Genomic DNA, 13,319 nt, shown 5'->3' with positions numbered 1-13,319 from the left:
GCTTTTTTATTTAGTGCTTACATTTCTCTTTTTCATACCTTCTATCGGTAAAACTCACTTTCGCTAAGGTAGCTCGCATTCAACCAAAGCGAGGCCATAAAGTGACAAGTATCAAAGAACTTCCACCATTCGTTCAGCGTATGTGCGAAGAACGCACTGAACTCAAAAACCGTATTGATAAAGCGAGCGCCTTTACTGCCACCACTCAATATGCGGCGATGAGTAGCTATGACCGCACCCTGTTTGATATCCAGTTAGAAATAATGAATTACTACCTCAACCTGCTTAAGAAACGTATTGAGCGAACGAATGAGCAAGGCAAACAGGTGGATTAATGCCAATCATCGCAATCAAGGGTTCAGTTTGTTCCGGGCATGGTGATTTTCCGCCGCGCTCGGACGTTGATGGCGAGTCGCTTCTCACTATCAACGGTATACCAGTGATGGTGGACGGCAACGCCTTCGCAGAGCACACAAACGGCGATGAAGTCCACGCGGGTACAGCAATAAGCACGCGCCCGTGGTGGTCAATCAACGGTAAAGGAGTTGTGTGTGTCGATGATCCTGTTTCCTGTGGTTCTACAGTAGCGACCGGTGATGCGCTGGTTGAGGTGTCTTGATGCTTGATAACGATAACCAGTTGGCCGCGTATCGGCAGCTAAATAAAACCGGGTTTAGGCCACCCGATTCAGTGGTTCTGGCCACCAGCACTAGCAGCCAGGCCAAATCATTATCAGCGGCGCTGGCGGCAGTTGTTTTACCCAGTTTGACCTATCCGGCCAACATTGCTCCGTCTGTAACCAAAATATCGGATGCCATTGCCGTGCTCGATGCTGTCAGCGCAGCGACAAATGATTTTGCGTCGTACTTCGTTAAGTTTCAGTCACCTTCTGAATTGCTGAACGTAAGCATTGGCTGGCGCTGTTACCTGAAGGGTGAAAGTTTGCCCGATACACAGTCGCCCGCACTGGTAACAGCAATTGCTGACTCGGTGATCGTAAAGGCAATGGCCGATGGTTTGGCAATTGTTAGCACTGCGGATTTGATAACCATTATGGGTGAGATCAATACGGTTTTGATAGCAAGTGCGGCTTATGCTGGTGGAGCGTCTCAATCAGGTAGCGGAACGGCGGGCGCTGTAGCCACTGTGAGCGACGATCTCGCCTCACGCCTGGTAACGGCAAGCCTTGAACTGAAAACACGCTCAAAATCGCTTACAGAGGCAAAGGCGAATCTGATCAAACTCAGCACTTCAGGTAAACAATCCGTCGATACAGCAAAGAAAGCGTTTACTAACGCCGTAGGTATCTCGTTACTGGATTCGATGAAAGACAACGCGGCAATGGGACCGGCTATAAGTTCGATCACACCAGCAGCCGTGACAGACGCGCTTAAAGGGGTTTCGTGATGTGGGCGTTATTTAAAACAGCCTGGATGACGCTGGGCACGTTTAAAAACATCAAGCGGTACGTGCTGGTGGCTATAGCAATCATTGCTGTGCTTGGTGGCTTCTATGTCGTCTACAGCTCGCAGGTGAAAACTATTGCGATTCAAGCCGGGACCATTAAACAAACCGGCGAGAAATTAGGTTCGGCGCTGCAAGAAAATGAATTGCTCAAACTCAATGTTAAGCAGGCAAAGCAAGGTCGAGAAGAGGCTGAGCAAAAGTATGTCCGTCTCGATGCAGAGCAGCAGGCGAATGCAATAAAATTAGAAGAGGTTGAACGTGAAAACAACGCATTGGGCAAACGCATATTTAAGGCGCAAAAGACGATCCCGGCGCTAATAGTCGCATTCCTGATAACGTTAAGCGGATGCACGTCGAGGCAGTCAGAGCCTTCAACGAAAAATACGGTCGTGGTGGAAGAACAACACAAGCCGGTAATTCTACCAGCGCAGATGTGCGTGATGCCGGTGGAGTTGCTAGGTAAGTATGGCGATTACCCGGAAACATTTTTACCGGCACTTATCACCAGCCTGTCGGCGGTGAACGATCACAACATAACGGTTAACCAGCTTAACGGTGCGGTAACAGAATAACCTCAAGGGCCTGCATAATGCGGGCCTTTTTATTGCTGGATCGCATGAAGGATCGTTGCGATCTTCAAGCCAGATAATCCGCTTAAGGTTCACTTGTCCACTTATCCACTGAGATATTTTTAATTGTTTTTATATATTGTTATCTATTTTTAAACCTTTTTAAGAGGCTCCCAGCCCTTGTGTGGCGCGAGCTTCCCAGCGGGCAATATGTATAAATTGCCCTCATTAGGTGTATAAATTGCCCTCATTAGGTGTAGTAATTGCCCTCAGCATATGTATTATTTGCCCTTAGCATATGTATAAATCACCCTCAGCCATACAAGTTACTCACACTGATAAAAATGGAACTAGAAACGGTGGATAAAAACAAGCAAGTGCTGGCGCTGGTTGAATCGGTCATGCCGGTGAGCAAAATCATTGCTCAATCAAACGAAATGACTGAAGCAGCATATCATCTGACACGCGATCAGAAGCGCATTCTTTTTCTTGCTGTTGGCCGCATTCGTAATGCTACCAAAGGCGGCGATCAGTCAGCCGGTTTATGTGAGTTCACGGTCGCTGAATATGCCGATATGTATAATTTGCCCTCGGCTGAAGCAAGTAAAGATATCCGTTCAGCCCTTGCCGGTTTTGCGGCGAAGGAAGTATGTATTTTTCGCCCTGAAGAAGATGAAGGAGGCGAGAAAGGTAGTGAGGTTTACCCGTGGATGATCAAGAAGGCTTATTCCCCACGTCGCGGCACTTACATTGTGCATCTAAACCCTTACCTGATGCCGTTCTTCACCTCACTGGAGAAGCGATTCACTAAAATCAAAATCAAGGATGTGGCTGGCATAACCAATCCTTACGCGATCCGTTTGTATGAGTCGCTATGCCAGTATAAAAATGCTGAAGGCGCGGGGTTTGCTGTGCTCGGCGTTGAATGGATGATAGAGCGTTATGGCTTACCGAAGTCGTATCTAAAAATGGCAGAATTTAAACGAGGATTTTTAATAAAAGCCATCAAAGAAATAAAAGAAAAGGCCCATATGTCAATAACATACAGTGAAAAGAAAATCGGGAATAGGATCACTCATTTCCAGTTCACCTATCAGCAGAATTAAGGGCGATTTCTACACATGGACGTTACCGCCACTATCCATCTTGAATGCAAAAACTACACCTGAACGCTCCTGAAGAGACATTGCCGGTCTGGTTTAAGGGCAATTTCTACACCTTTACGCAGTGCTAAAGGTTATTTATCTCATATAACCTGCCCACGATGCCCACGATGCCCACGATGCCCAGGCTCATGTGAGTAATGACCTTGAAGGCAATTTCTACATACTTCCCCGTGCTCGCTCAGTTTTAAGGGCAATTTATACACCTTGTCGGGTTTCGAAAGTTAAATGCTTTCGCTAACAAGTTGGCGCGGCGCTATATGTGGGAAAAGCATTAACTCCTTTATGAAAGTGTCCTTTTAAGGGCAAAAACTACACCTGCTCTTAATCCTGTTCTGCCAGGCGTTTATCATAAATCACCCTTGCCTGCTCCCTTCCCGACTCTGTCAGCGTCAGCCAGGTACGGTTTGAATCATCCCGTTCACGCACCACAAGTTCATTACTGGCCAACGTCAGGCACGAAGCACGGAAATTATTTGGAAATAACGGGCGCGCCATTTCCTCCAGCATCATGTTATTGATCATCTTATACAGTACACGCTGGCGCACCGTGTGCCGGTTTTTATGCGTAAAGTGATACAGAAGGAATAACGTGTTTTTCTGAACGGCAGATAAGCGCATACGTGCCTCATTTACGGCGTAGCTGGTGGACAGCCACCAGCAAAGATTAGTGTGTAGTAATCGCCCTTAGCGGGCCGTGAAATTCATACTATGTATGATTAAGAAATGAATGCAGGCGTATGAGAAGCAACCACGGCAACAGCGCCCTTGTCGATCATGGAAATCACGGGCTTACAATCCCAAACGTATGTTTCCAGGCGGCTATGATAATGGCCAAATTCTTTAATCAGCTTTGAGGCGTAAACCGACTTCCCTGTTTCGGCTACGTGATTTTTGATTGATGCCAGCACTCTCTGTTCTTCTGCCGGCAATTCATCTTCACAGTAATGCGTAGGTAGGAAATATTCATTGCCGATAATCCTGATCACACCTGCGCCCCTTCAATGATTTTTGATTCGTTTACAAGATTACGGATGCCACGGCTAAAGTTGCCTCCACCCTTCTTACGAACAAATTCCTGCTCATCTTCTGTGATGAATGCTGACACAGTTCGGCCATCTTCCACCAGCGCAGTGCGGCCACGGCGCGGCCACGGGATGTCGGTATAGGCCGGTAATGGCGTGTCCGTGGACAGGTCATAGCGATACACTTCACCACGCGGGGCTTCAATCACCACGGCTTTCGCAGTCAGGCGCAAGTCAGCGTTACTGAGGATTTGAGTAAAACGCTGATAAATTTTTGTTTTAGTGCCTTCGGTGTAACTGTTACCGGTCGCGCCGTTGCGGTATTGAACGTAAACCGTGTATCGCATGTGCTTTCTAATCTCCTATTAGATTAATAGACAGAGAGTCTACCTAATCAGGCAGAAAATTCGCAGATATTTTTATTGGAATTCCAATAACTCACTTTCGTTAGAATCCCTGCCGTCGAAAGCAGTACCTCTGTCTTGCACATAGATAGGGTTAAAAACAGTGTCTGATATCAGTGTTTTTCAGAAGCACCAGCAGAACATCGCGAAGATGGCCGGTAACGTACTGGCGTTTACCGCACACGTACCACTAAATGAAGCGATGGACGCAGAGCAACAAGCTCAGGCCATCACCCACGCGGCAATGCAAGATCCGATGTTTGAATCGGTTGACCCGCTGGCCGTTCGTCAGATTGCTGTACCGTGGGCTGCATCTGTTCGTGGCTACATCAAACAGCGCGGCTCCAACCCGCCTTTCGACCTTCTGGCCAACGCTTACCACTCCATGAGCAACCTGATTAAGTCAGTTGCGCAGCCAAACGCGAAGTTCGCGGGCGACGGCGCGGCGATGCTTGAATCAGCGGCCAAAGATATGTCCACCAGCCAGGGCGTGCTGAAGCAGGCGATTTTCATGGCGATGGTATTGCCGTCTCAGTTGGGCGCGGCGACCGGCGACATGTGTACCTTCATGCCGGTTGAACGTGATGAAAACAAGTTTTACGAGATTTATAACATTGCTGGCACGAACATGGGTTCGTTTAAGAAAGGTCAGCGCATGGATCAACTGTCCAGCGGTGTTTACTCGCAGATGGGCCGCATTTACATGCTGGACCCTGCAACCGTAGACGGCACCCTGACGGAATACACCATCAAGGTTGCTGACCAGGAAACTCGCTCTATGCCGATCAAGGCTGGGCGTGTGCGTATCCTGGTGGACCGTGTGATCTTCAAGTCGTTTGACGATGGCGACGGCAACATTAACGTCAACGAAGAACATCCGAAAGGCGCGACCTACGTTATTTCAGGCACCATCGACTATACGAAGGGCGAAGTAACGCTGACCTTCAAAGATGCGCCAGCAGCGGGCACCAAAATTGCTATCCAGGCAGAGCTGGATGTTGAAAACGCACCTGACATCATCCCGGTAATTAACCAGGCAATGAAAGACTGGATGATGAAGCCATCACAGTACATCCTGGCCGCAGAACATACCGTTCAGGGCATGATGGAATTGCAGCGTGAATTCGGTCAAGACCTTGCTTCCATGCAGTTCACCAGCCTGACTCAGTGGGCGTCTCATGAAATCGACATGAAGCGTCTGCGTAAGCTGGCTTACCACACCATTTATGATTACGAATTTGATACCGCATTGCCTGAAGGTCAGGTTTGGGAATCATGGTGCGGCCTGTTCAAAAACCGCGTTAACGCCATTTCCCGCGACATCCGCGACCGTACTTTGAAATACGGCATTCGTGGGGGTTTTGCTGGTGGCGAGGCTGCGACTTTCATTAAGTCTCTGCCGTCTTCCCTGTTCACCCCGGCTCCAGGCTATGTGGAATCATCCTACGTGCAGTTCATGGGCACCCTGTTTGGCGTGTACCGCATCTTTGAAGTGCCTTCACCAGTTTGTCAGCAGATGAGCGATGACGGCTATCCATTCGACCCGGCAGAAGTCCTGTTCTATTCGCGCGGCGATAACCTGGGCGAAGCGGGCATGGTTTCCGGCGATGCGATCCCTGCGATCCCATTCACTCACCCAACTACGCCAGGTCTGGTTAACCGCCAAACCCTGTGGGGTTCGTCTCTGAACGAAGTTCATCCGCGTAACGGTCACGCCTACTTTGCTCGTCTGCTTCTGACCAACAAGAAAGCTGGCGCGCTTAACCCGGTGACAGGCGACTACGTGGGAAAGACTGATGGCGGTGTAGGCATCACCTCCACCGCCATCACCAGCGTAGCGGTTGAAAGCGTCTCTATGTCGCCTAAGACCAAAACCACCACCGTTGGCAGCATGTTTGTACTGACACCAGCTTTTGTACCGGCTGATGCAACGAACCAGAACTACACACTCGTTTCAAGTGATGCGTCTGTCGTGAAGGTTAACGCGAACGGTGAGCTGGAAGCAGTTGGTACGGGTACGGCTGACGTAACCCTGACTACTGAAGACGGCGGCTTTACCGCAGTTACCAAAGTAACGGTTAACGCGGCAGTTTAATTTTTACAGCGCCCGTAACAGGGCGCTTTATCTGGTGAAACAATGCAAAAAATTGCTTTTACAATCGGACAAGCCTCGCAGATTGCGGTTGGCCCGATTAATGCTGACGCCACCACGGGCAGCGTTGCCGGTAACGCTTCTGTCTTCGCGGGTGTTGTGATTGCCAAATCTGGCAAGCCAAACACTGTGCTTTCCATCAATGCGGATAACTTTAAAAACGTGCTCGGTGAGCCGTATCGCCCGCTGGAAGGCGCACACTTCGAATCTATGCGTCACGTTGCGATTGCCGTTAAAGGCGGTAACGGCTATGTGGTTCGCGTACCGTTGCCAGGCATGAAAGTGCCCGCGATCAACCTGGTCAAAAAGACGTTGGCTGGTGGCGATGGCGAAGCCGATACCGTAACCATTGACGTGACCACCAGCGCAACGCTATTCGGTTCAGACATTGAATTACCGGAAGGCGGTGTATTCACGCTGTATGTGGATGATGGCCATAAATCGGATAATCGATCACTGAGTTTCGTGCCGGTAACAGGTAAAGCAGGCTTTTACACGCTAACCCTGAAATCTACCGATTCAATGGGCACCGTAACCACGCTGGAAGAGTATGAAGTATCGCTTGATCCGCTGGCGCTGAGTGATATGGGCGTTAGCGCATTCCTGCATGACGTGCTCGAAAACAATGAATCAAAAATTCAGTGTGTATTAGCCGATGACGCAATGCTGCCGGTTGATTTTGCAGGATTTAAAGGCCAGGCATTCGTGGGCGGCGATGACGGCGACGTTAGCAAGCTGACCGCTGAAAGCTATGACGCACCAATCACTGCGCTGGAAAATTCGCTGGTGGAATACACCGCAATTCTGACGCTGGGCGTTTATGACGCAACCGTAATTGAGAAGCTGGCCACGCTGGCCAAAGACGTTCGTGTTGATGCGTTTGGTGATGTCGATCCTCGTCTCTCTGCAACGAAGGCGCTGGAGCAAATGACTGCGCTGGGCCTGAATGGCAATGAAAACATCACGCTGTACTACTTCCCTTACTCCTGCCGCGATCCGCTCGGCCAAACCAAAGTTGTTTTTGGTCTGTCTGGTGATGCCTTTGTAGCGAAAGCGAAAGGCGTTGCGCTGGTGGCTGACGTTGGCGGCTGGCATTACTCCCCGGCTGGCGCGCAGCGAGGAATGCTGACCCGTCAAAATATCAAGCCATTGGCTTCAGCAGGTTCAATTGATCGTGAGTTGTTTGCTAAGGCGCATTTGAACGTTGTTTCAAGCTACGGCGGCGGCGTGGTTATCGACGATGCGCTGACTGCATGTACTGAAAACAACTACAAGAAGTACCAGCACGTTGTTTCTGTGACCAACGCCATCGCGCGCAGCGTCTATGCGCTCGGTCTGGAGCTGAAACACCAGCCAGACGGTATCACCCGTGAAGGCTGGGAAAAGGGTTTGCCTAACCTCCTTGATCGCTATGTGGCATCTGAGGCGCTTGTCACGCCATCTGACACCAGCGAAGGCGATCAGCCTTACGTTGTGACCGTCGAAAAACTGGATTTTGACTACTGGCAGATTTCCTACTCCCTTTCCATCACTGGCGTTGGTCGTCGCACCTTACTCCAGCCAATCCTATTCCGCTAACAGGTAAAAACGAGAATGTTTAACGAGAAATCCTCAAACAGCCTTTTGAAAACCGCGTTCGCTGCGCCGCTCGCTAACGCTGGTGACTCTGACACAGCAATGCTGGAGTCCAGTAAGGACAAGCAAAACCAGGAAGAAAAGAAAGCTAATAAGAAACCGCTCGATGACGCGATTTTCGAAGCGGTTCAACAGAAAAACAAGCAGGACGAGCGTGGTACGGCTGCATCTACCGTGATCGGCTGGGCGAATGGTTCAGAACCTACCTCAAGTGACTTTGATGATCTGGCGCTGGGTTTGGCCGGTATTGAAGACGATGAAGGCGACGACGAAATTACCGACGCGCAGATTGATTCGTACAACTACTGGCTCGACTTGCTGGCTGATGCAGCCGTATCGCTTGGTGCTGACCAGGCTGATGTTACCGCCATGATTGACGAAGACGATGACGACGCAGCAATTAACGTTGCTGATGGCATTACTGGCAACGTTGAAGATGAAGACGAAGCCATTGCTGTGTACAGCGTTTCAGGCAATGACGACGCCATGCTTGAAGCCAATATCAAGGTCGTCCGTGCTGGTCAGGTCATTCTTAAGAAAAAGCGTCCGCGCAAGCTGCGCCAGACGGCTAAACAGCGCGCTGCGCTGAAAAAGAACCGCCTACGCTCGCATACCGCGTCCGCAAAAATGTCGTTCCGTAAATCTATGAAGGTCCGCAAAAAGCGCGGCCTGTAAGTGTCTCGCCCGCCGTTCTGGCGGCGGGCATTAAGGGGTTGTGTGATTTGTGGCGCAATAATGCCGGATGGCGTGAGTCCCTTCCTGAAGGCATACATCACATCGGTTGAAGACGGTCAAATGGTTGTGGGCTACATCGGTGATGGCAGTGCTGCATCACTGGAAAGCATGTGGGTTTCACCGTTTGAAAACAACACGGTTGGTTCAATAGCTGGCGCTTCTACATTTGTTAATGCCGTTCAGGCCACCAGCACCAATACGTCTAAATCGCTCGTTAACTCACTGATGGTTTGGGAAGGCCACAAGCCACCTGAATTCAATCTTGTCCTGCATTTCATGGCCACGATTGACGCAAAAATCGAAGTTAACAATGCAATTTCGGCGCTCATGCAGATGGAATCCCCGGAACTGAAAGAGTTTGTGCCTGGCGGGCGGCGTCCTAAGCCAGTCGTGCTGGATATCGGCAGGCGCATAAAGCTAATGGATGCCGTTATTCAGTCGGTCAGTTTCGAACTGGACGCACCCAAGACGCTTACCGGGATGTTCACACAAAACACTGTAAACCTTCGTATTTCAGGCATGTCAGCACAAAACAAATCTGACATCCCGCTTATGTTTATTTGAGGTATTAAATGGCTGGTTTCTCTAACGCCAAAGCCGATATGGGCTTTGTAAAAAAACGTCTTGATCAGAACATCGCAGCCGGTGAGAAATTGCTGGGCGCGGAGTATTGGGCAACGATTGAAGGTTATGAAGGCATTTCTATCCTGTTTCGTACCGCGCAGTTGCCAGAGCAGGCACGCCAGCAGGTTGAAGACACCATTCCTGGCGGTCTGACCATGACGCAGTACGGCGCGTACAAGAACAATGGTGAAATGCCAATGCAGTGTTCAGAAACAATTGACGGCAAAGTGCTGGCCGCTGTGCGTGAGATTGTGATTAACAAGAAGTATGTGACCGTTAAGGTGCAGGCAGCAGCCGAATCTAACAGCGGCGATGCTAAAGGGCTAACCCGCACGCTCGGTCACTGCCTGGTGTTCTCGGACGCCGTGGACCTTTCATCTGAAGATATGACGCAAGTTGTAAAGCCTAACCTGCGAATCGTATACAACTGGGTGGATGCGTAATTAATGACGCCGCATGAACTTCTTGATGAGGTGAAAAGCCGTTTTACTCCGCTCCTTGTGAGGGAAAAGAATACGCTTGAATCCATGCTCAGGCAGGCTCTGTCGGCATATCAGGATCGCGCCGGATACATCCGGCGCGTCCGTATCGAAAAAGAGGCAGGCGTAGCCCTGCCTTACCCGGAGGATTATCTTTCGCTGGTAGGCGTGGCTGACAAACGCGGCGCGTTGGTTTACAGCGATGATTTCGGTACGGCAATTGAATTAGATTTGCTGGGAAGCGAGCATTATCCGTTCACCCTGACTTATCTGGTTAACCTGAGTGACAGGCCATTTGATAAATGGGTTGTGCCTGCAACCATTCGCGCCCTGATCATGGATTACCTTGAAATCCTTATCGCCATTAACAATACAGAGCGTAAACGTCGTATGAGTATCGCCGGTAAAGTAGATGCAAGCGCCTTTCCCGATGACTCAACCCTCTATCAGCGCAAAATCGACCTTGAAGCAAATATGAGCGCACATCGCGCAATGGTGTTCAGCGGTTCGCTGATTACGGGGGCTAATGGGCATTTTTGACGGATTATCCAGCAGCTTTAGTGCAAAAAGTTTCGTTTCTAACACCGTCAGCCAGTTAACCAGCAATGTCACAAGCCAGCTACAGAGCACGGCTAATTCTGTTGTAGGCGAAGCGTTAAGTGCTGCGCTGGGCGGCGTAAGCTTTTCTGGAGGTAGCGGCGGTCTGGTTAACGGCAAAGGCGGCACTACTCGCGACATGGCTTATGCGAAAACCATTTTGCAGATGGCCATGCAAATTCAGTACGCACAAGGCTGGCAATTTGTTGTTGAGGCTGATGGGCTTAGCGACCTCTTCATGTATGTTAAAGACGTTACTTATGGTGCCGGTACGGTTGAAACCGAGTCGAAAATCATTGGTGGCGTGATGTTCAACAAGCCAACGCATATTTCAGCCGGAACCGTAACGCTGACCGTTCGCGACTCGCAGGACGGCAAAATCGCGAAATGGTTTGATGCCCGTAAAGCGCGCGTTATTAACCAGGATGGCACGCTTAACCTGCCGCCGTTTTACACAATGGCGATCCGCGTTTACCGGATAGGCTTCGACGGCTCCAAATCCATTGATCGGGAAATGAAAGTGTTTCCGACCGAGCGAGGTTCAACGACGCGTGGTTACGATCAGTCTGGCGAGTTTTTCTCGTATCCCCTGACTTTTGTTTCTTATTCCTCCGCCGATACCAGCCTCAAAGGCATTGCCACAAGTGCCGTGGTGGGCGCAGCCGGTAACGCGTTAAGCAGTGTCGGCAGTTCGATCAGCAGCAAAGTATCCTCAATCATTAAATTCTGAGAACAACTATGTACATTCCTCCGCTGCCCTTACCTTCCAATCCCAATGTCGAATTACGTTTTCGCGCGCATACCGTTGAGGAATCGCTTGAATATGGCAATGCCACGGAAGAACTGGAAGAAGAATTCACTACGCGCTACCTGAATCTGGTGCAGGAAGGCGAAAAGCATGACAGTGCGTTATGGACCGTTCAGGACCGCCGCGCGGCTTTGTACTGGATTTGGATGAACACTCGCATGAAGCACGGGCACACGCTGAGTTATACCTGCGGCCACTGTAATCAACTCCACCAGCATCAGTTTGATATGGCTGATCTGGGCGCAGAACTGGAGCTATTACAGGTGCCACCGTTCGTTGAAGTAATGATCCCGGTTCAGGGAAGGCGGTTGAGTGGATTCTGAAGCCGCTGGACGGTCGTAGCATGGAGAAGTTACAGCATATGCAGATGCGAATGCCGCCGAAAGATTCCCCTCATTACCGGAACGAGCTTAAAAACCTTCGTATTGTTGAAATCGTGCTGCAAACACAGTTGAAAAATGAACCAGATGATTTTGAGCAAGCGGGTGAAAACCGTTATGCCCTGGTGAATTCGATGGAGGAATACACCGAATTTATGCCTTTGGTGGCAAGCGTAAAAGCTATGCAGGAATCATTACGCCACGGTTTGCCAATGTTTATCAAAGACGGGAAACCCATGCTGTACGCCCCGCCTCATGCTTGCCCGATAAAGGCTAAGGAGGGACAAACGCTGATCACGCGTCTGTACTTTCCCTTTCGGGCTATCAAGTACCTTCCAGTCGCATTCCTTGGACTCATGGATGACGCTGATTAACAGCCTCGCCTTTTACGGACATCAATCAATCGGGGATATTCACAAACTGCCTGAATGGCGCATCCCCAAGATGATTGAAGATCTGGAAAAGATGTTAAAAAACGCAGCCGGTAATTAAGCATGGCACTTCCACAGCAGCACCAAAGTTTTGACGCATTGGCAATCATTGACGCCATCGAGCACGCGAGCACTAAAGAACTCGGTTTGCTTAAGGATATTCATCGGGCGGTAATCGCCCGTAACGGCGCTAAATCAACGCCTAATGAAAATCTTCAGATATCAAACAAGGCGATTTTAAATGCAATCATGTCGCGTAGAAATGCAGGCAATGACAATCATTTGAGTGATAATCGCAATTATCGCCCATTAAGTCGCATTAAAACGGATGAAAGCCGTAATCACCTTGCAAACATGCGGTATGACGCCCGCATTAGCAATCAGTCAAGTAACGGCAAACGCAATCCAAACGCATCCAAAAATCAGCAAAAAACATTCAATGCTTCTGGTGCGCGTAGGCGATCTGCCGCAGATGCGGCAAAAATCACTGCAAAATCCATTCAATCGGCTGAAAAACGATTACAGTCAGGCGGATATGCCGCCAATGACGGATTTATCTCGCAGACGAATCATGTCGAAAATCATTTCGTCATCACTCAATCACAATCGCAACGCACTCAAAATAATGCAAATACAGCCAAATGGCGTGCGCCAGCAATCAATAGTGAGCAAAGTGTTGCTACGCCACAGCGCGATGCCAATGGCCGTTTTACCTCAAAAGAAAAAAGCGAACAGGACGACGAGCGCCGCGAAAAAGCAGAAAACAAATCACTGTTTAAAAAGCTGGGGGACATCCTCGGCAATAAAAAAGTAATGGCAATGATCTGACTGAAGTAGCCGGAACGGCAGC

At 49.7% G+C, this 13,319-nt stretch carries 18 protein-coding genes; 15 read left to right on the top strand and 3 right to left on the bottom strand.

Translation table 11 applies throughout. The annotated features are described in order from the left end of the window. The first annotated feature begins 101 nt into the window (after window positions 1–101). From O3W44_RS22310 to O3W44_RS22290, 5 genes are all read left to right on the top strand, one after another. On the top strand, window positions 102–335 hold the full coding sequence (locus O3W44_RS22310; protein ID WP_269294805.1) for a crAss001_48 related protein: 234 nt from the start codon (window positions 102–104) through the stop codon (window positions 333–335). Further along, entirely contained in the window at window positions 335–619 is a 285-nt protein-coding gene (locus tag O3W44_RS22305; protein WP_269294917.1) for a PAAR domain-containing protein, read from the top strand. Before O3W44_RS22310 ends, O3W44_RS22305 begins: the two co-directional genes overlap by 1 nt. Continuing rightward, window positions 619–1,407 (top strand): hypothetical protein, encoded by a 789-nt coding sequence (locus O3W44_RS22300; protein ID WP_269294916.1) that lies wholly within the window; start codon window positions 619–621, stop codon window positions 1,405–1,407. The genes O3W44_RS22305 and O3W44_RS22300 overlap by 1 nt, the downstream gene beginning before the upstream one ends. Then, entirely contained in the window at window positions 1,407–2,039 is a 633-nt protein-coding gene (locus O3W44_RS22295) for a hypothetical protein (RefSeq protein WP_269294915.1), read from the top strand. Before O3W44_RS22300 ends, O3W44_RS22295 begins: the two co-directional genes overlap by 1 nt. Window positions 2,040–2,437: 398 nt before the next feature. Further along, on the top strand, window positions 2,438–3,142 hold the full coding sequence (locus O3W44_RS22290) for a RepB family plasmid replication initiator protein (RefSeq protein ID WP_269294984.1): 705 nt from the start codon (window positions 2,438–2,440) through the stop codon (window positions 3,140–3,142). A 381-nt stretch (window positions 3,143–3,523) separates the two neighbouring features. Here O3W44_RS22290 and O3W44_RS22285 read toward each other — a convergent pair whose 3' ends face one another. The 3 genes from O3W44_RS22285 to O3W44_RS22275 form a co-directional block, all read right to left on the bottom strand. Beyond that, window positions 3,524–3,820, bottom strand: a complete 297-nt coding sequence (locus O3W44_RS22285; RefSeq protein ID WP_269294914.1) for a hypothetical protein — start codon at window positions 3,818–3,820, stop codon at window positions 3,524–3,526. Window positions 3,821–3,918: 98 nt separating this feature from the next. Then, entirely contained in the window at window positions 3,919–4,188 is a 270-nt protein-coding gene (locus O3W44_RS22280) for a hypothetical protein (protein ID WP_269294913.1), read from the bottom strand. Continuing rightward, entirely contained in the window at window positions 4,185–4,571 is a 387-nt protein-coding gene (locus O3W44_RS22275) for a hypothetical protein (protein WP_269294912.1), read from the bottom strand. Before O3W44_RS22275 ends, O3W44_RS22280 begins: the two co-directional genes overlap by 4 nt. Before the next feature lie 160 nt (window positions 4,572–4,731). On the opposite strand from O3W44_RS22275, the gene O3W44_RS22270 reads away from it, so the two are divergent. The 10 genes from O3W44_RS22270 (at window position 4,732) to O3W44_RS22225 (ending at window position 13,297) form a co-directional block, all read left to right on the top strand. Then, the gene (locus O3W44_RS22270; protein ID WP_269294911.1) at window positions 4,732–6,723 is read left to right on the top strand and encodes an Ig-like domain-containing protein; all 1,992 of its coding nucleotides are present in this window, start codon (window positions 4,732–4,734) and stop codon (window positions 6,721–6,723) included. A 42-nt stretch (window positions 6,724–6,765) separates the two neighbouring features. Beyond that, a complete protein-coding gene (locus O3W44_RS22265; RefSeq protein WP_269294910.1) occupies window positions 6,766–8,358 on the top strand; it encodes a phage tail protein in 1,593 nt (530 codons plus the stop codon). A 15-nt stretch (window positions 8,359–8,373) separates the two neighbouring features. Further along, on the top strand, window positions 8,374–9,090 hold the full coding sequence (locus tag O3W44_RS22260; protein ID WP_269294909.1) for a hypothetical protein: 717 nt from the start codon (window positions 8,374–8,376) through the stop codon (window positions 9,088–9,090). A 60-nt stretch (window positions 9,091–9,150) separates the two neighbouring features. Beyond that, window positions 9,151–9,714: a hypothetical protein gene (locus tag O3W44_RS22255; RefSeq protein ID WP_269294908.1), complete on the top strand. Its 564-nt coding sequence runs from the start codon at window positions 9,151–9,153 to the stop codon at window positions 9,712–9,714. Window positions 9,715–9,722: 8 nt separating this feature from the next. Continuing rightward, window positions 9,723–10,217: a baseplate protein gene (locus tag O3W44_RS22250; RefSeq protein WP_269294907.1), complete on the top strand. Its 495-nt coding sequence runs from the start codon at window positions 9,723–9,725 to the stop codon at window positions 10,215–10,217. Window positions 10,218–10,220: 3 nt separating this feature from the next. Beyond that, window positions 10,221–10,793 carry a hypothetical protein gene (locus O3W44_RS22245; RefSeq protein WP_269294906.1) on the top strand — a complete coding sequence of 191 codons (573 nt, stop codon included), beginning with the start codon at window positions 10,221–10,223 and terminating at the stop codon, window positions 10,791–10,793. Continuing rightward, window positions 10,780–11,580, top strand: a complete 801-nt coding sequence (locus tag O3W44_RS22240) for a phage tail protein (protein ID WP_269294905.1) — start codon at window positions 10,780–10,782, stop codon at window positions 11,578–11,580. The genes O3W44_RS22245 and O3W44_RS22240 overlap by 14 nt, the downstream gene beginning before the upstream one ends. 8 nt (window positions 11,581–11,588) lie before the next feature. After that, complete coding sequence (locus tag O3W44_RS22235) at window positions 11,589–11,981, top strand: hypothetical protein (protein ID WP_269294904.1); 393 nt, start codon at window positions 11,589–11,591, stop codon at window positions 11,979–11,981. Between the two features lie 20 nt (window positions 11,982–12,001). Beyond that, the gene (locus tag O3W44_RS22230; protein WP_269294903.1) at window positions 12,002–12,412 is read left to right on the top strand and encodes a hypothetical protein; all 411 of its coding nucleotides are present in this window, start codon (window positions 12,002–12,004) and stop codon (window positions 12,410–12,412) included. A gap of 120 nt (window positions 12,413–12,532) precedes the next feature. Beyond that, window positions 12,533–13,297 carry a hypothetical protein gene (locus O3W44_RS22225; protein WP_269294902.1) on the top strand — a complete coding sequence of 255 codons (765 nt, stop codon included), beginning with the start codon at window positions 12,533–12,535 and terminating at the stop codon, window positions 13,295–13,297. Window positions 13,298–13,319: the final 22 nt, after the last annotated feature.

It is taken from the genome of Pantoea sp. LMR881 (assembly GCF_027157825.1).
GTDB classification, from domain to species: domain Bacteria; phylum Pseudomonadota; class Gammaproteobacteria; order Enterobacterales; family Enterobacteriaceae; genus Pantoea; species Pantoea haifensis.
Note: the sequence above shows the minus strand (reverse complement) of the source record. Positions and strands in the feature narration are given on the sequence as shown.

Coding starts and splice junctions, on each gene's coding strand:
- O3W44_RS22305 (WP_269294917.1), top strand. CDS start 335: ATGCCAATCATCGCAATCAAGGGTTCAGTTTGTTCCGGGCATGGTGAT.
- O3W44_RS22300 (WP_269294916.1), top strand. CDS start 619: ATGCTTGATAACGATAACCAGTTGGCCGCGTATCGGCAGCTAAATAAA.
- O3W44_RS22295 (WP_269294915.1), top strand. CDS start 1,407: ATGTGGGCGTTATTTAAAACAGCCTGGATGACGCTGGGCACGTTTAAA.
- O3W44_RS22290 (WP_269294984.1), top strand. CDS start 2,438: ATGCCGGTGAGCAAAATCATTGCTCAATCAAACGAAATGACTGAAGCA.
- O3W44_RS22285 (WP_269294914.1), bottom strand. CDS start 3,820: ATGCGCTTATCTGCCGTTCAGAAAAACACGTTATTCCTTCTGTATCAC.
- O3W44_RS22275 (WP_269294912.1), bottom strand. CDS start 4,571: ATGCGATACACGGTTTACGTTCAATACCGCAACGGCGCGACCGGTAAC.
- O3W44_RS22265 (WP_269294910.1), top strand. CDS start 6,766: ATGCAAAAAATTGCTTTTACAATCGGACAAGCCTCGCAGATTGCGGTT.
- O3W44_RS22260 (WP_269294909.1), top strand. CDS start 8,374: ATGTTTAACGAGAAATCCTCAAACAGCCTTTTGAAAACCGCGTTCGCT.
- O3W44_RS22255 (WP_269294908.1), top strand. CDS start 9,151: ATGCCGGATGGCGTGAGTCCCTTCCTGAAGGCATACATCACATCGGTT.
- O3W44_RS22250 (WP_269294907.1), top strand. CDS start 9,723: ATGGCTGGTTTCTCTAACGCCAAAGCCGATATGGGCTTTGTAAAAAAA.
- O3W44_RS22245 (WP_269294906.1), top strand. CDS start 10,221: ATGACGCCGCATGAACTTCTTGATGAGGTGAAAAGCCGTTTTACTCCG.
- O3W44_RS22240 (WP_269294905.1), top strand. CDS start 10,780: ATGGGCATTTTTGACGGATTATCCAGCAGCTTTAGTGCAAAAAGTTTC.
- O3W44_RS22235 (WP_269294904.1), top strand. CDS start 11,589: ATGTACATTCCTCCGCTGCCCTTACCTTCCAATCCCAATGTCGAATTA.
- O3W44_RS22230 (WP_269294903.1), top strand. CDS start 12,002: ATGGAGAAGTTACAGCATATGCAGATGCGAATGCCGCCGAAAGATTCC.
- O3W44_RS22225 (WP_269294902.1), top strand. CDS start 12,533: ATGGCACTTCCACAGCAGCACCAAAGTTTTGACGCATTGGCAATCATT.